Below are 23,028 nucleotides of genomic sequence, written 5' to 3'. Positions count from 1 at the left end.
GATTGTTTGTTGCAAAGTTGATTCGCTGAACTGGTTAAGTGGTTAATTGTTTTTGTGTTGCTTAAACAATTAAACTTTTTCCACACCAGCTAATTCTTTTCTAAATTAGTAGCTTTTTTAAACCAGTTAATCTTTTTCTAACCAATTATTATCGTACTACTCAAAAACAATTAATAGCAGTATATCCGCTATTTATCAAAAACTGCTTTAAAACTAATACAATTTCAAATCACTCGCCACCATCTCCTTAACCATAGCCGCTAAGTCGTACTGCGGTTTCCATCCCAATTGTGTTTTTGACTTCGTAGGATCTCCAATCAACAAATCAACTTCAGTAGGACGGTAATATTCTGGATCAACTCTAAGTACAACTGTACCTATCGCTATCTGATATAAAGGATTAGCACAAGCAGCAACGGTAGCCGTTTCATTTTCTTGTTCGCCTTCAAAAGTTAATGTAATACCTACCTCAGCAAAAGCCATGATCACGAAATCTCTAATATAGGTAGTCACCCCTGTTGCAATTACATAATCTTCTGGCGCATCTTGTTGCAAGATTCTCCACATCGCCTCTACATAATCCTTAGCATGCCCCCAATCTCTTTGAGAATTCAAATTTCCTAAGTACAAACAATCTTGCTTTCCTTTAGCAATAGCAGCTACTGCCATCGTAATTTTACGCGTTACAAAAGTCTCACCACGTCTTGGAGATTCATGATTAAAAAGAATTCCATTACAAGCAAACATATTATAGGCCTCACGGTAGTTTTTAGTAATCCAAAAACCATAAATCTTAGCCGCTCCATAAGGAGAACGCGGGTAGAAAGGAGAGCTTTCGTCATAAAAACCTGCTGCATTTTTATTTTCTGCCAATCCTCCATACAATTCAGAAGTAGAAGCCTGATATACTCTCGTTTTATTTCCTAATCCTAATATTCTAACAGCCTCAAGAATCCTTAAGGTTCCTAGTCCATCTACATTAGCAACATATTCTGGAGAATCAAAAGACACTTTTACATGAGACATCGCACCTAAATTATAGATTTCATCAGGCTGAACTTCCTGAATAATTCGTATAATATTAGTAGAATCAGTCAAATCACCATAATGCAGTTTAAAATTAACATGCACTTCATGTTGATCTTGATAGATATGATCGATACGTTGCGTATTAAAAGAAGAAGCACGGCGTTTTACCCCATGTACCATATACCCTTTTTCTAATAATAATTCTGCTAAATACGATCCGTCTTGACCTGTAATTCCTGTTACTAATGCTACTTTTTGTGTATTGTTATCCATGATATTATTGCTTGTTATTCCTTTATTTTTTGTGGCACCCGTATTCGCCCTATTGTCATTCCCACACTCTTGTCATTCCCACACCCTTGTCATTCCGAGGAACGAGGAATCCCTGTCCCAATTGTCACGCCATCTTCACACCCTCTTATCACTCCCGCACTCTTGTCATTCCCGCACTCCTGTCATTCCGAGGAACGAGGAATCTCCATTCCAATTGTCACGCCATCTTCACACCCTCTTATCATTCCCACACTCTTATCATTCCTACACTATTGTCATTCCCACACTCTTGTCATTCCGAGGAACGAGGAATCTCCATTCCAATTGTCATGCCATCTTCACACCCTCTTATCATTCCCCACTCTTGTCATTCCCGCACTCTTGTCATTCACACCCTCTTGTCATTCCGAGGAACGAGGAATCTCCGTTCCAATTGTCACGCCATCTTCACACCCTCCTGTCATTCCCGCACTCTTGTCATTCCCACACTCTTGTCATTCCCACACTCTTGTCATTCCGAGGAACGAGGAATCTCCATTCCAATTGTCACGCCATCTTCACACCCCCTTATCATTCCCGCACTCTTGTCATTCCCACACTCTTATCATTCCCGCACTCTTGTCATTCCCACACTCTTGTCATTCCGAGGAACGAGGAATCTCCGTTCCAATTGTCACGCCATCTTCACACCCTATTATCATTCCCGCACTCCTGTCATTCCCACACTCTTGTCATTACGAGGAACGAGGAATCCCTGTTCCAATTGTCACGCCATCTTCACACCCTCTTATTATTCCCGCAATCTTGTCATTCCCACACTCTTGTCATTCCGACACTCTTATTATTCCCACACTCTTATCATTCCGAGGAACGAGGAATCTCCGTTCCAATTGTATCGCCATCTTCACACCCTCTTGTCATTCCCACCCTCTTATCATTCCCGCACTCTTGTCATTCCCCCAATCTTGTCATTCCGAGGAACGAGGAATCTCCGTTCCAATTGTCTCGCCATCTTCACACCCTCTTATCATTCCCGCACTCTTGTCATTCCCACACTTTTGTCATTCCCGCACTCTTGTCATTCCGAGAAACGAGGAATCTCCGTTCCAATTGTATCGCCATCTTCACACCCTCTTATCATTCCCCACTCTTGTCATTCCCGCATTCTTGTCATTCCCACACTCTTATCATTCCCTCACTCCTGTCATTCCGAGGAACGAGGAATCTCCGTTCCAATTGTCACGCCATCTTCACGCACTCTTGTCATTCCCACACTATTGTCATTCCCACACTCTTGTCATTCCCACACTCTTGTCATTCCCACACTCTTGTCATTCCGAGGAACGAGGAATCTCCATTCCAATTGTCACGCCATCTTCACACCCCCTTATCATTCCCACACTCTTATCATTCCCACACTCTTATCATTCCGAGGAACGAGGAATCCCTGTCCCAATTATTCTATTTCGTTTGTAAGTGTAAATTAAGCTTCACTTTACGGAGATCTACTTCGTCTGTTCGCTAACGCTCGAGTCTCCTCCGTCGAGATGACAAACAGAACGGAAAAACCTCTTGTCATTCCCACACTCTTGTCATTCCGAGGAACGAGGAATCCCTGTCCCAATTGTCAAGCTATTTTGTGTTTATTGCTGATAAAATCGTATTTTAGTCTTATGCAATTTCAAGAGGGATATCATACGTACTACATTTATATAATCACTAATAAAGCTAAAACGGTCTTATATATTGGTGTAACCAATCATTTGAAAATTCGTTTAAGTCAGCATAAGGACAATATCACCTTTGGAAATTCAACATTTGCTTCCAAATACAACGTACATTTTTTACTTTATTTCGAAAAATTCAATTGGATACAGGAAGCAATTGCTCGTGAAAAAGAAATAAAAGGATGGCGGCGAGAAAAAAAAATAAATCTCATCAAAACCATCAATCCCGATTTAAATTTTTTGAATAATTTATTTGAATAACAGCGTAGCGTTTTCAGTTTCCTATCATTGCTGGAGATCTACTTCGTCTGTTCGCTAACGCTCAAGTCTCCTTCGTCGAGATGACAAATAGAACGAGAAACTATCAACTGTACGCCATGACGGATAGAGCAGTCAGCGACAAACGACCTACATCTTCACTTGCTTAAACCGATCTATATTCTCTAAAAACCAATCGTATGTTTTTTGAATTCCTTCTTCTAATTGTACTTGATGCTTCCATCCCAAGGCATGCATTTTAGAAATATCCATTAATTTCCTTGGTGTCCCATCGGGTTTACTGCTATCCCAAATGATTTCACCTTGATGTCCAGTTATTTTCTGAATAGTTTCAGCCAACTGTTTGATGGTCAAATCTTCTCCGGTTCCTACATTGTATAAATAATCCGGCAGCGTGTTTTCTAATGCAAATACCACGGCTTGTGCCATATCATCTACAAACAAAAACTCCCTCATTGGTGTTCCGCTACCCCAAAGAGTAACTGGAGTATTTCCATTCTCCTTTGCCTCATGAAACTTTCGCATCATTGCTGGTAAAACATGAGAAGAAGTTAAATCAAAATTATCGTGAGTACCGTATAAGTTCGTCGGCATCAAGCTTACGTAATCCTTACTAAATTGATTCCTAATGGCTTGACAGGCTTTTACCCCTGTTATTTTTGCAATAGCATACCATTCATTCGTCGGTTCCAAACTATCCGTCAACAAATACTCTTCTTTTAACGGTTGTGGCGCCAGTTTAGGATAAATGCAAGAACTTCCCAGAAAAATAAACTTCTGCACACCGGATTGTAATGCGGTATCGATTAGATTATTTTGGATTTGCATATTTTCCATAATAAACTGGTACGGAAAATCATTGTTGGCCAAGATTCCTCCCACTTTTGCGGCAGCGTCAATAATCACTTCCGGTTTTTCGGCCGCCATAAAGTCCTTAACTGCCTGTTGGTTTCTCAGATCCAATTCCTTACTCGAAGCCCCAACCAAATTAGTATAGCCTTTAGCAGTCAGCGTACGCCAGATAGCGCTACCCACCATTCCGTTATGCCCTGCAACGTATATTTTAGCTTCTTTATTCATGCTGTATTTTTTTAACTACTCTTTTATTTTTACCGAGATGTCAATTTGAAACGTCATTTTTCATTTTTCCCACTCCCGAAGGCTTTCGGGACTGTAGGGTGAAATGAAAAACTTTGAAATCCACAAGACATTCTCGTTTACAAATAATTTGGCTCCCTTTAGGGTTGGGGAAAAACAAATTATTTCTTGAGATATTTTTCTATCATGCCGTTTTTCATTTTTTTCCCCTCCCTAAAGGGTGAAATGAAAAACTTTGAAATCCACAAGACATTCTCGTTTACAAATAATTTGGCTCCCTTTAGTCCCGACGATTCGGGAGGGGAAAACAAATTATTTTTAAAATATTCAACGTTATTTTCCTTTAACTTCGAATCTGCAAGAGGGGAAAAATAAATTATTTTTCACACCATTCTCCAATTTTTTCTAAAACATCACCTATTTCCCTTAGTACTTGCTCATTTGTAAAACGAACAACCTTTAATCCTTGAAAACTTAAAAAATTAGTTCGTTCTTGATCCTTTTCAATTTGTTCTAGACTGTTATGATAGCCTCCATCTATTTCTATTATTAATTGATGTTGGTGACAATAAAAATCTACAATATAAATACCAATAGGATGTTGCCTTCTGAATTTTAATCCTTGAAATTGATTTGATTTTAATCTTTCCCATAAATAAACTTCAGCATCTGTTGAATTTACTCTAAAGGATTGCGCTTTCAAGAATCCGCTAGCGGGAGCTCCCTTCCACATACTTTCATCATCTTGCGAATCCCTCTTTTTCATACTGCATGATTTATATCAACTAAGCTTTTTGTATTTCGTACAGTTTTTCAATTTTTCTCCTCCCAAGAATTCGGGGCTATAAAATTTTAGTTAGTCATACGTCATTTTTCATTTTTCCCACTCCCGAAGGCTTTAGGGACTGCAGGGTGAAATGAAAAACTTTGAAATCCACAAGACATTCTCGTTTACAAATAATTTGGCTCCCTTTGGGGTTGGGGAAAAACAAATTATTTCTTGAGATATTTTTCTATCATGCCGTTTTTCATTTTTTTCCCCTCCCTAAAGGGTGAAATGAAAAACTATGAAAACAAAGAAATATTCTCGCTTTACAAACAACTGCACTCCCTACAAAGTTCGAAAAACAGATGATTCTGGACATGAAGGTTCTTGGTCTCCCTTTAGGGCGGGGAAAAACCAAGAACCCAAATGTAATTTTCATTATCAACACCTTGTTTTACAAATAATTTGGCTCCCTTTAGGGCGGGGGAAAAACAAATTATTTTTAAAATATTAAATGTTGTCTTCGCTTTAGTCCCGAAGCTCTGGAAGAAGCAAACAAATGCTTCTGGATATGAAAGTTCTTGGGCTCCCTTTAGGGCAGGGGCAAAACCAAGAACCTACAATTAATTCAATAAATCAGAGTTATCTCTTTCAAGTGCATTATACACACTTTTAACATCCTGTGAAAATTCCTTTTTTAAAATCAAATTCGCAGTAGGCGTATAAACAAAAATCGTGTCTTTAACCCCTATAAAAGCCGTATAATTAGTAGTACCAATCACCATGTTCCCATTTTCATCCACCGTATGTCCAATAGTAACCAAATAGTCATATACAGATTCGAATGAACCCAAATCAGACCAGGAAAATTGGGAGGATACCACTTTTATTTTTTTGCTTCGTTCCATCACCGCATAATCAATACTGATCGAAGGAATGTCCAGCGATAGTGCCAAATCTAAATTTCCATTGATGTTACTTTCCCAAACCAGTTTTGATTTCTCATACACTTCAGGATGAAAGGCTTTCAACTCTTCCAACAAAACTCCCGCTTTAAAGCAAAACATTCCACTATTCCAAAGAAAATTCCCTTTGGCAATAAAATCTCTTGCTGAAACCTGGTTGGGCTTTTCTCTAAAAGAAATGACATCGTCCCCTTTGCGCTCTATGTACCCATATCCCGTCTCTGGTTTGGTTGGTACAATTCCAAAAGTGACAATATATCCCTGAGATGCTTTCTCCACCGCTTCTTGGATTGCCGTTTCATAAGCTTGCATATCATCAATAATATGATCAGACGGAGTGACAATCAAAATATCGTCTGGACCAGCAGCAAACGCAGCAAATGCAATGGCTGCAGCCGTATTCCTTGGAGTCGATTCAATGATATCGATATATTCCGTATTCGTTTTTTCTAATACCTTTCGGCTCAAATGACAATTGTCAATATTCCCAACCACCATCACCGTATCAGCTATATTGCGGTTGCGGTCCACGGTCATCTCAAATAATGATTTCCCGTCAAAAATGTCAAGGTATTGTTTGGGTTGACTTTTGCGTGACAACGGCCACAAACGGCTTCCTACCCCTCCTGTGAGGATTACATGTATAATGGAATGCTTATTTTTCATATTTTTATATTCGTTGTTCGATATTCGTTGTTCGTTGTTCGATATTCGTTGTTCGATGTTCGATGTTCGATGTTCGATGTTCGATGTTCAATGTTCGATGTTCGATGTTCGATGTTCGATGTTCGATGTTCGATGTTCGATGTTCGATCGAAAAACGTGAAACGTTTTTCGCCATTCGGTCAACGGTCAACGGTGGACGATTTTCGACAAACGGTCAACGGTGGACGGTCGACGATCAACGGCTATGCCGCCAACGATTTAATCAGTTTATACAACATCATTTTTATTCTTGTGCATAATTCAGACAACATCTTATAATCATCCTCTGCTATGTATCCCAGTTCCTTAGATAAAAATAAATGATAATTTGTTTCTTCCAAAGATCCTTTTGAAATATATAAGAACTGAATGAATTCTTTTTTTATATTGTCTGGCCTGGCCTTCAATAATATTAGTAGGTACACTAGCGACACTTCTTCTCACTTGACTTGTAAGACCAAATTGCTCTGACTTCGGAAAGTTCTGAGTAATTTTATATACGGCCAATGTCAATTTATGCGCTGTTTTCCATACCTCTAAATTGGATTCCATATGCTTTCGTTGTTCGTTTTTCGTTATTCGATGTCCGATGTCCGATGTTCGATGTTCGATGTTCGATGTTCGATGTTCGATGTTCGATGTTCGATGTTCGATGTTCGATGTTCGATGTTCGATGTTCGTTGGAAAAACGTGAAACGTTTTTCTCCTATCAATGGACGATCAACGGTTAACGGTTAACGTTAGACGATGGACGATCAACGATCAACGACAAAACTCTATACCTTAACTATATTCTTGTCATTTTCCTTCTCGGCAACTTCCTTACGAAGACCACTACTTGAAAAGCGATGATCACGGGTGTTGAAATGCAGTTCTATTCCTTTTTCTTCACAATAGCTGCGGCCGGTGAAATCTTTGTCCTTGTATTCATCTCCTATGATTCGTACATCAATTTTAAATGAACGCAAAATGTCCTCTAAATCCTGTTCCGTTGCATAAGGCACAATTTCATCAACGTGCACACAACCTTTAAGTTGGATATAACGCTCCACAACGGTTTGTGTAGGCCTGTTCTTTTCTGGGCGATCAAGTGTAGGATCTGTTTGCAAAGCGGCTATTAAATAGTCACATTGTCTTTTGGCATCTTCCAGCATTTTCACATGTCCCGCATGTAGCAGGTCGAATGCGCTAAAGGTTATTCCTATTTTCATAATTCATGTTTTTATAAAGACGTTGGTTCGATGTTCGATGTTCGATGTTCGATGTTCGATGTTCGATGTTCGATGTTCGATGGAAAAACGTGAACGTTTTTCTATTATCGATGGACGAAAAACGGTCAGCGACAAACGACTTCTACAGTCTACCGTCTACATTGCTTCCCAAAACGCCTTTCACATCATACAACACACTCGGTGTATTTTGTAATTGCGACAAGTCCAATTCTAGAAATTCGGCATGTGCTACTGCCAGAACTATTGCATCAAATTTTTCGTTTGGAACTGTAGTTGTAGTCACTAAGTTGTATTCTCTTTGAACCGCCTCTGGATTTGCTAATGGATCGTAGGTAGTTACGGTAATTCCATAATCAGTTAAGGCCGTAATAACATCCACAATCTTGGTGTTTCGTACATCAGGACAATTTTCCTTAAAAGTAATTCCAAGCATAAGCAGCGTTGCCCCACTAACTGAAATACCCTTTTTAATCATCAACTTCACAATTTGTGCAGCCACATATTCACCCATACTATCATTCAATCGCCTTCCCGCCAAAATAATTTCAGGATGGTATCCCATTTCTTGGGCTTTTTGAGCTAAATAGTAAGGGTCTACACCAATGCAATGACCTCCAACCAATCCTGGTTTAAAAGGAAGAAAATTCCATTTGGTGCCAGCAGCCTCCAAAACAGACTGGGTATCAATATCTAATAATTGAAATATTTTAGCCAACTCATTCACGAAGGCAATATTGATGTCCCGTTGGGAGTTTTCAATTACTTTGGCGGCTTCAGCTACCTTTATAGAAGGTGCCAAATGTGTACCCGCAGTAATTACTGATTGATACAATTTATCTACTTTTTGGCCAATTTCAGCTGTAGAGCCCGAAGTGACTTTTAATATCTTATCTATAGTATGTTCCTTGTCTCCGGGGTTGATTCTTTCTGGTGAATAGCCCACAAAAAAATCTACGTTAAACTTTAAACCTGAAACCGTTTCCAACACAGGAACACATTCTTCTTCAGTCACCCCCGGATAGACCGTTGATTCGTAAATCACAATATCACCTTTTTTCAATATTTTCCCTACCGTTTCAGATGCCTTATACAAAGGGATCAGATCCGGACGGTTATTTTTGTCGACTGGCGTTGGCACAGTAACCACATAATAATTACAATCAGTCACTTCTTCTAAAACTGTCGTGCAGTATAACCCAGCCGTGAAACTTGATTTATCGACCAATACTTTTGATAAGGTCACAGAATCAATTTCAAGTGTCGCATCATGCGCTGCTTTCAATTGGGCTACTCTAGATTCATTGATATCAAACCCAATTACGGCATGTTTTGTGGCAAACAATCGTGCCAATGGCAAACCAACGTAACCCAAACCTATAACCGCTATTTTTATGTTCGAAATCATTTATTTTAAAGTATTTACTTCTAATTTCACGAGGGATTTTTTTAAGTATATCGCACCGCTTCGCATTTCCAACCCACAAGAAAAGGGGAGAAAAGCTATTTAATTTAAGTTCGCAAATATAGGTACTTAAAATCGTTCTTTAAACTACAAATCGCTTTCTAAACGACTAAATAGTATCAAACGAAAAACATTAAGTATATAACGTACTGACTGTCAAATAACAACAAACTAATTATTCTGATAATTATATAAAAAAATCACCAATTTAGGTGATATGAAATTTTGAAATAAAAGTCTGTTTATTACGAAAATTATAGTTTTTTAACCTCTATGTTGATCGTTCGAAATACTATACCATTAAAACAATGTTGAATCCTCATTTCCATAAGTCGCCACCGAAGAAATCAGACAATGAAAGTAAAAGCGGGGACAAAACGAAAATTTCATAGTCACTCATAACTCATAATTGACAACCCAAAATTACTGACCACTGATCACCGCTCACTCCTAACTATTCACTATTCACTTCTCAAAATCACTGACCACTGATCACCGCTCACTCCTAACTATTCACTTCTCACAATTCACTTCTCACCACTCCTACCCCCGCCCTTAAATTAAAAACGTCAAAAAACAACGATAAAACGACGTGGCAGCAGTCCGCGAGTTGAGCCTGAAAGGCGAACGGCTCGGGCTGCGGAACAGAGTTTTGAGATAGTTTTTAAGTTTTGAATTTTCAGGCTTGATCTTTTGTTTCTTTTGCATCAAGGCAAAAGAAAAGATCCTTCATGAAAAAACAAAATAACCAACTCACGACCGATTGTGATAAACGAAGATTTCACATTCTCTCATAACTGAAAACTCCTACTCCCCATCGCCAACTTTAAACCTTAAACTTTTAAAATTTAAACTCTTTTCGATTTTAAACAGCTAAACTCTACTCACTGATCACTATTCACTCTTCACTTCTCACCACTCCTACCCCCGCCCTTAAATTAAAAACGTCAAAAACAACGAAAAAACGCCGTGGCAGCAGTCCGCGAGTTGAGCCTGAAAGGCGAACAGCTCGGGCTGCGGAACAGAGTTTTGAGGTAGTTTTTAAGTTTTGAATTTTCAAGCTTGATCTTTTTGTTACTTTTTCCATCAAGGGAAAAAGTAAAGACTCCCTTCAAATAAACTACTCACCCGATAACGCCAGTTTGCAAACCGTGCCCACAAAACACATCAATATAGCCAACTTCCCCAACTGCCGAGTGACAAAATATGAACACTTCACATCCACTCTACTCTACTCACTGATCACTATTCACTTCTCACTCTTCACTTCTCACTTCTCACCACTCCTCCCATCACTTAATCTTCATTTTCAAAACACAACCTAAAGACTCCAGCATCAATATATAATGCGTTTTATTCACTTCTTGAACAATAGCTTCTTGCTCCGCAAAAGGCCCCGACTCTACATTGATTCTATCTCCAACTTGTATTGTATCTATCGAAATATCATAAACATCAGGCTTGTCTAACCATTGTTTAATGGTTGCAATCTCTTCATCACGAACAATAGCAGCTTTCCCTAACCAAAATAAATACCGCACCGCCCCAGCCGACTGAAAAACCAAACTCCTCTCTGCTTCTGGCAACTGCACGAAGATATAGGAATTAAAAAGCGGCACGATTACCTTCTTCTTTCGGTCCGACCATTGCCGCACTTGTGTTACCATAGGGCAATAACATTCCACCCCAATTTTTGTCAGTTGCTCCGCTACTTTTTTCTCCCATTTCGGTTTTGTATAGACTACATACCAGTTCATCATCAATATTGTATTGTAATAAATTATTATTTCATTTCAGAAGTTAAAGCCGCTTCTCAAAGTAAAAACATGTTTGCTCCAATATACTCTGAAGCTTTGTAATTTTGTAACTCTGCAACTCTTAAACCTTTAAACCCTGAAACTCTTAAACCCTGAAACCTTTAAACTCTTTTTAATTGACCACTGATCACTGATCACTATTCAAAATTACTGACCACTGATTACTGATTACTGATCACCGTCTCATAACTCATAACCGACAACTCAAAATTACTGACCACTGATCACTTCTCACAATTCACTTCTCACTATTCACTTCTCACAATTCACTTCTCACCACTTCAGAGAGGGCTGGGGTGAGGACTTAAGACCCAATCGCTTGATACACAAACCCAATCGATTCCATCTCAGCACGATTTAATATATTTCTTCCGTCGAAGACAAAAGCAGGTTTTTGCATCGAATCATAAATACGCTGCCAGTCGTACTGCACAAACTCATCCCATTCCGTAAGTACCGCTATCGCATGCGCCCCTTTGCTCGCTTCATAAGGATCTTCAAATGATAGAATTGCATTTGCATTATCCTCTGCTTTTCTAGATTCTAAATAATCCAAATCAGCTAAGATTTTCTTTCTGGAAACTTTAGGATCGTATACCGCAATTTTCGCGTTTTCATTAATCAGATCGTCAGCTACATAAATAGCAGCAGACTCTCTAGTATCGTTTGTGTCTTTTTTGAAAGCCCAACCTAAGAACGTAATTTTTTTATCGGAAACGGTATTATAAAGCGTTTGAACGATATTACTCGAAAAGCGTCGTTTTTGATGATCATTCATGATAATCACCTGCTCCCAATAATCAGCTACTTCGTTCAATCCGTAGGATTTAGCAATGTAAACCAAATTCAAAATGTCTTTTTGGAAGCAAGAACCTCCAAAACCAACAGAGGCTTTAAGGAATTTTGGACCTATTCGACTATCCATTCCGATGGCTTTTGCTACTTCATTCACATCAGCACCTGTCTTCTCACAAAGTTCCGACATGGCGTTGATAGACGAAATCCTTTGTGCCAAAAATGCATTCGCAGTTAACTTCGACAATTCTGAAGACCATACGTTTGTAGTCAATATTTTATCTGTTGGCACCCAATTAGCATACACATCAACAAGAGTTTGTATCGCCTCTTGACCTTCCGCAGTAGTGTCTCCACCAATCAAAATTCGGTCCGGATTCAACAAATCTGAAACAGCTGTACCTTCAGCCAGAAACTCTGGATTAGATAAAATTTGAAATTGCACCCCATTACCAGTATTGTCCAGAATACTCTTAATCGCTTCAGCAGTTCGCACCGGCAATGTCGATTTCTCCACCACTATTTTATCATCCTTGGCTATTTTAGCAATTTGTCTGGCGCATAACTCGATGTATTTTAAATCGGCTGCCATCCCTTTTCCTTTACCATAGGTTTTGGTAGGCGTATTCACCGATATAAAAATGATCTGAGCCTCGTCAATCGCTTTTTCAACCTCAGTCGAAAAGAATAAATTTCTTCCTCTTGCTTCACCAACAATTGCATCTAGTCCCGGTTCGTAAATTGGGATATTATTTAAATCTTCATCATTCCAAGCCGCAATACGCTCTGCGTTCAAATCCACTACCTTAACTTGAATATGCGGACATTTTTGTGCTATAACTGCCATGGTTGGTCCACCAACATATCCAGCACCAATGCAACAAATTTTTGTAATTTTCATTTCTTCTATTTTCATTTCTTCTATTTTCTGTTTTCGGTTGCCTGTTTTCGGTTGTCTGATTTCAGTTGTCGCCACTTCGTGGATCTTTCTCTGTTGGAGTCAATTCTCAATCGGATAACTCAAATCTAATAACGGATAACGGAAAACCCATAACAGACAACACATAACCCCTAACAGACAACTCTTTATTCAAATTTATTCCAATTATTTTCAACATAACCTAAAAATGAAAATAATTTTGCCCCCAAGATATCATACTCTTTTTGAAGCAAAATCAGATCCACTGATAAGTATGGATAAAGTATTATTAATTTTTCCAGATGGCAAATTGTTTCTAAATTACTCGCGTGTGAATAGGTTAAAAACTTGATAAAATCCATCTTATATCGTTTTCTTCCATAACCTTCAACAATATTAGTTGCAACAGAATCAGAAGACCTCCTGATTTGGCTCCCTAGTTCGTATAATTCATATTTTGGCAAAGTTAAAGAAAGTCTATGTGCTCTGTAAAACAAAGACAACGCTAAATTGTAAACATCTAAATCTTTATAGCTTTTCATATTTTCGGTTTTCATTTTTTGTGCCTCATTCTCTCTTGCAATCAATTCTCAATCGGATAACTCAAATCTAATAACGGATACCCTATAACAGACAACACATAACCCATAACGGATAACAGATAACTCACAACAGAAAACTACCTCAAGTTCCCCCAATACCACTCCACCGCTTCTTTCAAACCTTCCTGCAAAGAATACCGCGGATTATAACCCAACAACTCTTTTGCTTTAGCGATACTAGCCAAAGAATGCGGAATATCTCCCGCTCTGTTAGGACCATGCGACACTTCCACATCTGCTATTTCAGGATCATATTCCGATAAATATTCTTTCAAATAATTCACCAAATCATTTAATGTATTTCTATCTCCATAGGCTGTATTATACACCGTATTCACAGCAACTGAATTTTCCGTGGTCATCGCCAATTCATTCATCTGAATGACATTCTCAATATAAGTAAAATCACGGGAATGATTTCCGTCTCCATTGATAGTAATCGTTTCATGATTCATTAATTGCATCACAAACTTGGGGATTACTGCGGCATACGCACCATTAGGATCCTGCTTCCGACCGAAAACATTAAAATAACGCAATCCTATTGTTTCCAAACCATATGTTTTACTAAAAATATCAGCATAGAGTTCGTTTACATATTTTGTTATTGCATAAGGAGAAAGCGGTTTTCCTATGACATCCTCGAATTTTGGCAATCCAACAGAGTCTCCATAAGTAGACGAGCTAGCTGCATAAATAAATCGTTTCACTTTAGCATCTGTAGCTGCTACCAGCATATTCAAAAAACCAGATACATTGACATCATTGGTAGTAACCGGATCATTAATAGATCGCGGCACAGAACCCAAAGCTGCCTGATGCATCACATAATCAATTCCTATTACTGCATGCTGGCAATCAACAGCATTCCGAATATCACCTTCAATCAACTGAAAATTTGGATTATCTATACAGTCTTTCAAATTATGTCTGTGTCCCGTAGCAAAATTATCTAAACAGACTACGCGATGCCCTTTCGATAAAAAATACTCGCAAAGATTAGAACCGATAAACCCAGCTCCACCGGTAATCAATATCCTACTTTTTATTCCCTCTTTCATTTATATTAATTTTAAAATCCTGCTTTTATTTTTTTCGTTTTACCCTCAATTTTCTTCGAATTACTTCAAATAAATTTCTTGGCTTATCTTCTTCGTTGTATCCATTGGAGTAAGCACCATAGCCATAGCCGTAACCGTAGCCATAACCGTAACCATAACCCGCACCATATTTAGCCTTGTTTTCAAAACCATTAAAAATAATACTGGCATTGTCTAATTCCCCACGCTTCACCCTATTGTTCAATAAAGTGATCATTTCTTTTTTAGAAAAATTTTGCCTTACAATATAGAGCGTAACATCCGAATATTGGGATAATTCTAAAGCGTCAGAAACCAATCCCACTGGCGGAGTATCTAAAATGATATAATCATAGGTTTTCTTTAATTCCTCAATCAACTCTCCGAAACTATCACTCATAATCAATTCTGAAGGATTAGGAGGAACAGGTCCTGAAAGAATCACATCAAGATAAGGAATCTGAGTGTGATTGATAATATCGTCTACAGTTTTTTGCTTGATTAAATAGTTTACGATTCCAACCTCATTAGACAAATTAAACTCCTCAAATAATTTCGGTTTTCTTAAATCACAACCTATAATAACAGTCTTTTTTTCGCTTAAAGCAAAAACAGTAGCGATATTTATAGAACAGAATGTCTTTCCTTCTCCACTGACTGATGATGTGATCATCAATGTCTTACCACCATCTACATTTTGTTTTTTATACAAATACTGAAGCGAAGAGCGAATCGCTCTAAAAGACTCAGACAATGCAGATTTAGGTCTATCATACACCGCCAAATCTGAAGTTTCTTTATTTAAACCCACCACTCCAATCAATGGAATACTTGTCAGTTTTCCTATATCGTCTGTATTTTGAATGGAATTGTTAATAAAGAAAATAAAAAACACAAACAACAAGGGGAACAGAATTCCAAGAAAAAGTGCTAAAACATAATTAGCGGAGGTGCGTGGACCAATTTGGCCGCCACCTACATCTTTTGCTGGATCAATAAAATGAATATCTGATAAATTTGCCGCTTTCACAATATCAGCCTCGCTTCTTTTTTGAAGAAAAGTATTGTAAATATTATCGCTTAAATCATACTTTCTTTTTATTTTTATCAATTCCTGTTGGTCATCTGGAAGTGTTCTAATGGTACTCTCGGTTTGACCAATTTTATTATTAATCAATGCCAGATCATATTGTAACGAAGCTTTAGCCGATGCAATATTTTCTAGCAATACGTTCTTAATCGCCGCCATCTGGTTGTCAAAATCTTTAAATATCTTATCACTTTTTACAGCATAAGCCATTTCGGATCGTTGGCCTGAAAGTGAAATCAATTTAGAAACATTCGTCACCACATTTGGATCGTCAATACCCGCGACTGAGGGAGCAGGAAGTTTTGAGTAATCAACGCTATTCTTTAGATACGACTTTAAGCTATTATAGTAGGATATTTTACGGGTTACTTCATCTCTTTTGACATCAAATTCGAGCATTTTATCAGAAAACTTCGCTCCGCCATCTTCAATATCGTAGATATTTTTGCCCTGTCTAAATGATTTTAGTTCATTTCCGGTTTCTTTCAACTGCGACTCCATCGCAATTAAGGTACTGTCAATAAAAGCGATTGTATTTGTAGCAAACTGGTTCTTACTGTCGAGTTGTCTTTTTATCAACATTTTTACGGTCGAATTCAGGTATTCTACCATTCGTGCCTTATTCCCGCCTTGCATCCCAAGTGTAATTATGGAACCGCCTTTATCATCTGAACGCACGTCTATTCCCTTATAAGCCGCAACCGTACTATCAAAATCACTAAAAGAAACGAAATACTCATTGCCTTTATAAAAGCCTGGGTTGTCATTTATTTGTAATTTCCAATTCAGAAACGGCAAAGACACGCGTTCTCCCACTTTATATCTCTTGACAAAATCCCCTGTAGCAACGGCGGTGTTGCTATATGAATTATCTGAATATCTAATTAATGAGGCATTTTGACTTTCAAATGGGATTCTAATTTCATACTCGCTTTCACTCAAAAAGGTAATCCCGATTAGACTTCCTGCCAGCTGCCCTTTTGTTTTATCGATTTCGACATAAAAAGGAACTGCGCCATAAGCGTCCTCGAGCGCATATTCTCCCTGAACTAAGTAATTGATATAATACTGTAGTTTATCAACCACTAATTCATTATGTGATCTGGACTTTATTTTGGTCGAAATGGTTTGAACCTGATCAGATGTACCGCCCCAGTTAAAAACAAGACTGGTATTAGAAGTAAACAAAGGATTACTTTCTTCTTTTACAGAAATAAGTGTCTCCATGCTATATTGTTTTCCTTTTCGAATATTCACCTGATAGGCAATAGTGAAAGTGACAATTAAGCTTACTAAAAACCATTTCCAGTAACTTCCGATTTTTATCAAAAACCCTTTAAAGTCAAAACTAAGCTCGTTTTCAAAAATCGAAAAATCTTTTATATCTAACATTTTTTGATTTCTGGTTTAGTTTTTAAATAACAAGAAAAAAGTCGTTGTTGCCAATGACAACACGGTAATAAAAGTACCCAATGATTCTATTCCAGTCTTTCCTGTTCCCCACGTTTTTTGCTTGAGTGGTTTGACATATATATAATCGTTAGGCTGTAAATAAAAATAAGGAGAATTCATGACATTAATATCTGTAAGATCGAGATCATGCATTTCAACTCCAGTTGGTGATTTTCTAATAATGGTAACGGCCTTTCTATTTCCTGTAATAGTGATATCTCCCGCGTTTGCAATCGCTTCCATAATAGTCACGTTTTCCTGAAACAAGGTTTTTGTTCCCGTACTCCCTATTTCTCCATTAATGGTATACTTGAAGCCCGCTAATTTTACAATAACAAAAATATTAGCTTCTTTTTTAAAATAGTCCTCTAATAATTGCTTTTCGATTTTAACTCTTACTTCATCCAAAGTATAACCAATAACATTCAATTCTCCTAAAACAGGCATTCTAATATTCCCGTGATCATCAACCGTAAAGCCATCAAAATACAATCCAGACTCTGATTTCCCAGCCTCTCCCTGATTTGTAGTACTAAAAATAGCAACTAATTTAGGATCAATCGCCTTGATACTAATACTTAGCACATCATTAGTTTGCAATCGATAGGGCTTAGCAACGACAGCCGAAATTCCAGTTTCTAAATCCGTAGTACTCTTTTTTTGTAAATAAATTAAATCCTGCGTAGGAATACAAGACGTAAACAACATACTAATAACTAGTAATAAATAGAATATATGTTTGCTCATATTTATATTTTATTTAACAAATATAGCTTTTCATTTACTATATCAAAAGTTTAGTTATTTATTACGCCAATTAATTGTTTTTAAAAGACTTTTCGAACGGAACGCGCTGCAGTATGCTTCTTCCTAAAGTTACTTCATCGGCATATTCTAACTCATCCCCAACTGCAATTCCGCGTGCAATTGTCGAAATTACAATATCTGCATCAGCGATCTGTTTATAAATATAAAAATTAGTAGTATCACCTTCCATAGTTGAGCTTAAAGCAAAAATAACTTCGTTTACACTTCCTGCTTTTACTTTTTCTACCAAGGTACTTATTCGCAACTGGCTTGGTCCCACTCCGTCAATAGGCGATATTTTACCCCCTAAAACATGATAAACTCCTCTAAATTGTCCTGTGTTTTCTATCGCCATGACATCACGTATGTCTTCTACGACACACACAATCTGATGATTCCGACTTTTATTAGCGCAAATTTCGCAAATCTCACTGTCCGAAATATTGTGACAATTTGTACAATACTTAATATCTTCACGCATATTTAGCAATGCCTGAGCTAGAAAACCAGTTTGTTCTTTGGGCTGTTTCAATAAATGAAGCACTAACCGCAAGGCAGTTCTCTTGCCGATTCCTGGCAATTGAGAAATTTCGTTAACTGCTTTTTCTATTAATTTTGATGAGAATTCCATAACTACAAATGTAGTAATTTGTTTATTTCTTTAAATGCTTATTTAAATAATCGCTGTTACAAATTCTTATGCTTTCAAATAAAATAACGGCCAAATAACGGATTAGCTAAAAAATTGTATTTTGCTTCTCAAAATTCAATAAATGACACCCTTCACCATTCTATCCCTTATTGTAATCTACTTCGGAATATTATTTGCTATTTCGCACTTCACCAGTAAAAAAGACAGTGGCAACGACGCTTTCTTTAAAGCAAATAAAAATGCTAAATAGTATTTAGTCGCTTTCGGAATGATTGGAACAGCGTTATCTGGAGTAACTTTTATCTCGGTTCCTGGAGAAGTGGGATCGCCAAATGGCGAGCAATTCAAATATTTTCAGTTTGTTCTGGGAAACGCTATAGGATTTATATTCATTGCCAAAGTACACCAACAGATTTGGTTACCGGAAAACCAAGAACCGACTTACTATTTCCTGAAATCGCTTTTCATCACTTGACATTAGTTCCGTCGGTGATATTCTTACAAGGATTAACGGCGGCGACTTTTGCAACAACAGACTCCGCTTTAACTGCGCTAACCACTTCGTTTTGTGTCGATTTTCTGGGTATGGACAAAACAGAAAACAGAAATAAGCCCACTGCAGTGCGAGCAAGACACTTTACACATCTTGGCTTTTGTTTTCTAATGTTCTTGGTTATTGTTTTTTTCAACTCTGTCAACGACAGCTCAGTGGTAGCAATAATTTTCAGAATTGCTTCTTATACCTATGGTCCATTACTAGGATTGTATGGATTCGGTTTATTTGTGAAAACAAAAACTGTGAAAGATCAATTTATACCGTTCATTTGCTTGCTTTCTCCAGCACTAACATTGCTGCTAAGTGAAAATTCAAAAGTATTATTTTTCGGATATGTATTCGATAATGAACTAATTATCATAAACGGACTAATAACCTTCATAGGACTACTACTGATTAGCAAACCCGCAGTAGAAGAAACTCGTTTTTAATTTTGATCTAAACCACGCAAAACAAATGGTTATAATTGCATTTCGTCTCGGTTTTAAAACGGAGACGAAATCAATATATTGTTAATTTATTCAGCTATTTAATACCTATTTGTAGTCAATAAAACCAATGTACAAGCCACTTCTGACTTAATGTTATTTAGCTCTAATAGTTGGTACAATTCTGGGTTCTCGGTTCCTGGATTAAAAAGCACCCGTTTTGGTTTCGTTTCAACTATGTAGTTGTAATAATCTTTTTGACGGGTCGGATTTAAATATAAAGTAATTGTGTCAATATTTTTTAAAGGAATCGCTTTAGTATTAATCTTGATACCGGCTACTTCTCCTGCATTTTGTCCAATGGCAAGAACTGAATGTCCTTTATCAACTAACATAGTAATCGCTTTGTATGCATATTTCTCTGGTTTTGCTGATGCTCCAAGAACTAAAGTTTTCTTATTTTTCATTATTTTATTATTTTTCTGTAAAAGTACTAAAATACTATAGTCCGTTTTAATATAAATTAATATCTTTCGTTTTCTTATGCTTTATAATTATGATGCGACTCTGTTTATTATAATCTTTTCTAAGTCTAAAAATTGCTTCGAAAGGCAAGAACCCTAACTAATTTCGAGAAAAACCATGGAACTTTTTATATATTTATTTGCTGCTCTTTTTTCGGTTTTAAATCCCATTGGAACTGTCCCTATATTTGTTGGGCTAACCCAAGATGACAGTAAAAAAGAACGTTCGCGCATATCTTTATGGACAGCTATTAATGTATTTATCATTCTTATCGTATCCTTTTTTATTGGACAATATGTTTTGGTTTTTTTCGGAATTAGTATCGATGCGCTTAGAATTGCCGGTGGAATAATTATTGTAAGTTCAGGATTCTCGTTGCTTTCCGGAGAATTTTCTAAGAAAAGAGGTATCACTAAACAAGCAGAATCTGATGCACAAGGCCGAAATGATATTGCTTTAACGCCGCTTGCTATCCCTATGCTTGCTGGTCCTGGATCGATTTCTCTATTAATTGCGTTTTACCAAGAACATCATTCTACAAGTGAAATAATTATTTCTTCGCTAGCCATTCTTGCCATTGCGATTGCCATTTTTATAATTTTAAAAAGTGCTCACTATTTAGCTAAAATACTAGGTGCATCAGGAATTGTTGCTATATCGAGAATCGTGGGATTTATTGTAATTGCGATTGGAATTCAATATATAGTAAGTGCGATCATCAATATTATCAAAACAAATCTTTTATAACTAAAAAAAATCTGACTTCGAATATTCTGAGTCAGATTTTTTTTTTTAGAATTAGTTAATTTTTAGGCAGAAATATTTCTGCCATCATGCATCTTGCGCTTCCACCGCCACAAGCTTCGATAGTATCTAAACTTGAGCTAAGAATCGTAGCATGTTTTTCTAACTGTTCTATTTGCTTTGGCGTTAGACTTTGATGCGCCGCCGAACTCATTACGATATATCTTTTATCATCGGCGCCACGTACTTCCAGCATATTTCCAGCAAAATTATTTACTTGTGCTTCTGTGATTGTGATTACTTCTTTATTGTCTTTTTTAAGGTTATCCAAAACCATTTTGCGTTCTTTTTTGTCATCGATACTGTCTGTGCAAATAACAGCAAATGTTTCTCCCAAACACATCATAACATTCGTATGGTAAATCAATTTACGCTCTCCATCTACAGTATGAAAAGCTTCGAAAACAACAGGGGCATAGTCAAAATCCTCACAGAACTCAATAAATAGTTCTTCATCAGCTCGAGAAGACAAGGCGCAATATGCTTTTTCATTCACTCTATCAAGAAGTAAACTTCCGGTTCCTTCTAAGAAAAAACCATCCTCTTCGGCAGAGGTATAATCTACAATATTTTCGATTTTAAAACCTTTTTCTTCTAAGGTGTCCAAAATTTCCTCACGGCGTTCCTCACGACGATTCACCGCAAACATTGGATACAGCGCCACATCTCCATTTTCATGAAAAGAAACCCAGTTGTTCGGGAAAATACTGTCTGGAGTATCTGGGTTTAAAGTATCATCGACCACGATTACGTCAACACCCACAGCACGCAGTTTTTCGACAAAAACATCAAATTCTTGTTGCGCTTTTGCATTTACTGTTGCTGGTAAAAGCCCGTCAATTACTTTTTGATAATAATTATTAACTGCCGTTTGTTCGTTCATTCTAAACGCCACCGGGCGAATCATCAATATTGAATTTGTAGTTTGTCTCATAATATTTTTTGTTTAAAAGTTTAAGATTTAAAGTTGCGAACTGCTATTTGAAACCTTAAACTTTGAATATTTTTTTTTAATCTCTAATTAAAGGTAATGTGGAACAGCGTAATAATCCTTCTTGCTTAGAAATCTCTGCATAAGGAATTTCCTCTACTGTAAATCCAGAAGATCGCAACCAGTTATTTAACCGAGTGAAGTTTTTTTCAGAAACCACCACATTCGCATCAATAGAAAACACATTTGAATTCATATTGTACATCTCTTCTCTTGTGACATGGAACAAGTTATCTTTACCAAAAAGCTTAACAAGATACATATAATCCGCTTCTTCACGGAATCCTCTTTTGTATATAATTCCTTTATTAGGACCTACCGGCTGAAAACAGCAATCAAGGTGCAACGCATTATCGCGTGCTTCAATTTTAGATTTAACTAAATCGAATTCCTTAACGATTTTATGAGGAAACAAGTCTTTTATAAACTGAACTCCTTCTTTATTTGTTCTTGCGGTAATGTACTCTTTATAATCACTTCCTTTATAAGTACCAATAAAAATATGATCATCCCAAAGCATCACATCTCCTCCTTCGATATGTACTTCTTCAGGAGGACGCACCACTTTTATGGGGTCTATCTGATCAATAATGTATTGAATCGCGTCTAATTCTCTTTCACGCTCAGGCAAAATATTCGACTTAATAAAAATGTCGTCAATTACAAAACCGATATCTCTTGTAAATATCTGGTTGTAATCAGTCATTAATTCGGGTCTATATATGGTGACATTGTATTTTTGAAGCACTTTATTAAAAACCTCCATTTCGTTTACCATATCACTTTCCAGCGGATAAGTTCCTGCCAATATATGCTCTAAAGATTTTGGGTCATAGGCTTCGGCTACTGTTGGTGTTGGTCCATTACTTACTGCAGTTCCTAGAACCACTGCTCGCAATCTTGAAGTCTCATTCTTAACATTTAATTTTAACATATAACCAATCAATTTGGACAAAGATAAAAAAAAAGCCTCAC

The 23,028-nt window shown here is 37.2% G+C and carries 20 protein-coding genes and 1 pseudogene; 3 read left to right on the top strand and 18 right to left on the bottom strand.

Annotation, left to right across the window (positions count from 1 at the left end; genetic code table 11):
* Nucleotides 1–213: 213 nt before the first annotated feature.
* A complete protein-coding gene (gmd, locus tag FQU23_RS07690) occupies nt 214–1,302 on the bottom strand; it encodes a GDP-mannose 4,6-dehydratase (RefSeq protein ID WP_147673349.1) in 1,089 nt (362 codons plus the stop codon).
* Between the two features lie 1,673 nt (nt 1,303–2,975).
* On the opposite strand from gmd, the gene FQU23_RS07685 reads away from it, so the two are divergent.
* A complete protein-coding gene (locus FQU23_RS07685) occupies nt 2,976–3,290 on the top strand; it encodes a GIY-YIG nuclease family protein (RefSeq protein WP_147673348.1) in 315 nt (104 codons plus the stop codon).
* A 147-nt stretch (nt 3,291–3,437) separates the two neighbouring features.
* On the opposite strand, the gene FQU23_RS07680 is transcribed toward FQU23_RS07685, so the two are convergent.
* From FQU23_RS07680 to recR, 14 genes are all read right to left on the bottom strand, one after another.
* Nucleotides 3,438–4,388: a GDP-L-fucose synthase family protein gene (locus FQU23_RS07680; protein ID WP_147673347.1), complete on the bottom strand. Its 951-nt coding sequence runs from the start codon at nt 4,386–4,388 to the stop codon at nt 3,438–3,440.
* A 394-nt stretch (nt 4,389–4,782) separates the two neighbouring features.
* Nucleotides 4,783–5,172 carry an endonuclease domain-containing protein gene (locus tag FQU23_RS07675; protein WP_147673346.1) on the bottom strand — a complete coding sequence of 130 codons (390 nt, stop codon included), beginning with the start codon at nt 5,170–5,172 and terminating at the stop codon, nt 4,783–4,785.
* A 623-nt stretch (nt 5,173–5,795) separates the two neighbouring features.
* A complete protein-coding gene (locus tag FQU23_RS07670; protein ID WP_147673345.1) occupies nt 5,796–6,803 on the bottom strand; it encodes a mannose-1-phosphate guanylyltransferase in 1,008 nt (335 codons plus the stop codon).
* 242 nt (nt 6,804–7,045) lie between these two features.
* Complete coding sequence (locus FQU23_RS16300) at nt 7,046–7,183, bottom strand: four helix bundle protein (RefSeq protein WP_262887278.1); 138 nt, start codon at nt 7,181–7,183, stop codon at nt 7,046–7,048.
* Nucleotides 7,149–7,394, bottom strand: coding sequence for a four helix bundle protein (locus FQU23_RS07665; protein ID WP_262887276.1), 246 nt, complete (start codon nt 7,392–7,394; stop codon nt 7,149–7,151). The genes FQU23_RS16300 and FQU23_RS07665 overlap by 35 nt, the downstream gene beginning before the upstream one ends.
* Before the next feature lie 224 nt (nt 7,395–7,618).
* Nucleotides 7,619–8,053: an adenylyltransferase/cytidyltransferase family protein gene (locus FQU23_RS07660; RefSeq protein WP_147673344.1), complete on the bottom strand. Its 435-nt coding sequence runs from the start codon at nt 8,051–8,053 to the stop codon at nt 7,619–7,621.
* A gap of 142 nt (nt 8,054–8,195) precedes the next feature.
* Nucleotides 8,196–9,479, bottom strand: a complete 1,284-nt coding sequence (locus FQU23_RS07655) for a nucleotide sugar dehydrogenase (protein WP_147673343.1) — start codon at nt 9,477–9,479, stop codon at nt 8,196–8,198.
* A 1,349-nt stretch (nt 9,480–10,828) separates the two neighbouring features.
* The gene (locus tag FQU23_RS07650) at nt 10,829–11,293 is read right to left on the bottom strand and encodes a UpxY family transcription antiterminator (protein ID WP_147673504.1); all 465 of its coding nucleotides are present in this window, start codon (nt 11,291–11,293) and stop codon (nt 10,829–10,831) included.
* A 364-nt stretch (nt 11,294–11,657) separates the two neighbouring features.
* Entirely contained in the window at nt 11,658–13,049 is a 1,392-nt protein-coding gene (locus FQU23_RS07645; protein WP_147673503.1) for a UDP-glucose 6-dehydrogenase, read from the bottom strand.
* Nucleotides 13,050–13,234: 185 nt separating this feature from the next.
* Complete coding sequence (locus FQU23_RS07640; protein ID WP_245181080.1) at nt 13,235–13,624, bottom strand: four helix bundle protein; 390 nt, start codon at nt 13,622–13,624, stop codon at nt 13,235–13,237.
* A gap of 122 nt (nt 13,625–13,746) precedes the next feature.
* Nucleotides 13,747–14,730, bottom strand: coding sequence for an SDR family oxidoreductase (locus tag FQU23_RS07635; RefSeq protein WP_147673342.1), 984 nt, complete (start codon nt 14,728–14,730; stop codon nt 13,747–13,749).
* A gap of 25 nt (nt 14,731–14,755) precedes the next feature.
* Nucleotides 14,756–17,230: a polysaccharide biosynthesis tyrosine autokinase gene (locus FQU23_RS07630; RefSeq protein WP_147673341.1), complete on the bottom strand. Its 2,475-nt coding sequence runs from the start codon at nt 17,228–17,230 to the stop codon at nt 14,756–14,758.
* 15 nt (nt 17,231–17,245) lie between these two features.
* Nucleotides 17,246–18,037, bottom strand: coding sequence for a polysaccharide biosynthesis/export family protein (locus FQU23_RS07625; RefSeq protein WP_147673340.1), 792 nt, complete (start codon nt 18,035–18,037; stop codon nt 17,246–17,248).
* Nucleotides 18,038–18,107: 70 nt separating this feature from the next.
* Nucleotides 18,108–18,728 (bottom strand): recombination mediator RecR, encoded by a 621-nt coding sequence (recR, locus tag FQU23_RS07620; RefSeq protein ID WP_147673339.1) that lies wholly within the window; start codon nt 18,726–18,728, stop codon nt 18,108–18,110.
* Nucleotides 18,729–18,870: 142 nt separating this feature from the next.
* Here recR and FQU23_RS07615 point away from each other — a divergent pair.
* Nucleotides 18,871–19,736 (top strand): annotated as a pseudogene (locus tag FQU23_RS07615) (hypothetical protein).
* Between the two features lie 98 nt (nt 19,737–19,834).
* On the opposite strand, the gene FQU23_RS07610 reads toward FQU23_RS07615, so the two are convergent.
* A complete protein-coding gene (locus FQU23_RS07610) occupies nt 19,835–20,200 on the bottom strand; it encodes a CoA-binding protein (protein WP_147673338.1) in 366 nt (121 codons plus the stop codon).
* Between the two features lie 175 nt (nt 20,201–20,375).
* On the opposite strand from FQU23_RS07610, the gene FQU23_RS07605 reads away from it, so the two are divergent.
* Nucleotides 20,376–21,005, top strand: coding sequence for a MarC family NAAT transporter (locus FQU23_RS07605; RefSeq protein WP_132110149.1), 630 nt, complete (start codon nt 20,376–20,378; stop codon nt 21,003–21,005).
* 55 nt (nt 21,006–21,060) lie between these two features.
* Here the strand turns inward: FQU23_RS07605 and ctlX are convergent, their stop codons facing one another.
* Nucleotides 21,061–21,996, bottom strand: a complete 936-nt coding sequence (ctlX, locus tag FQU23_RS07600; protein ID WP_147673337.1) for a citrulline utilization hydrolase CtlX — start codon at nt 21,994–21,996, stop codon at nt 21,061–21,063.
* A 76-nt stretch (nt 21,997–22,072) separates the two neighbouring features.
* Nucleotides 22,073–22,987 (bottom strand): dimethylarginine dimethylaminohydrolase family protein, encoded by a 915-nt coding sequence (locus FQU23_RS07595; RefSeq protein ID WP_147673336.1) that lies wholly within the window; start codon nt 22,985–22,987, stop codon nt 22,073–22,075.
* Between the last annotated feature and the right edge of the window lie 41 nt (nt 22,988–23,028).

It is taken from the genome of Flavobacterium sp. XN-5 (assembly GCF_008033395.2).
Lineage (GTDB): Bacteria > Bacteroidota > Bacteroidia > Flavobacteriales > Flavobacteriaceae > Flavobacterium > Flavobacterium hiemivividum.
The sequence above is the reverse complement of the archived record's forward strand: the minus strand, read 5'-3'. Positions and strand labels throughout refer to the sequence as shown.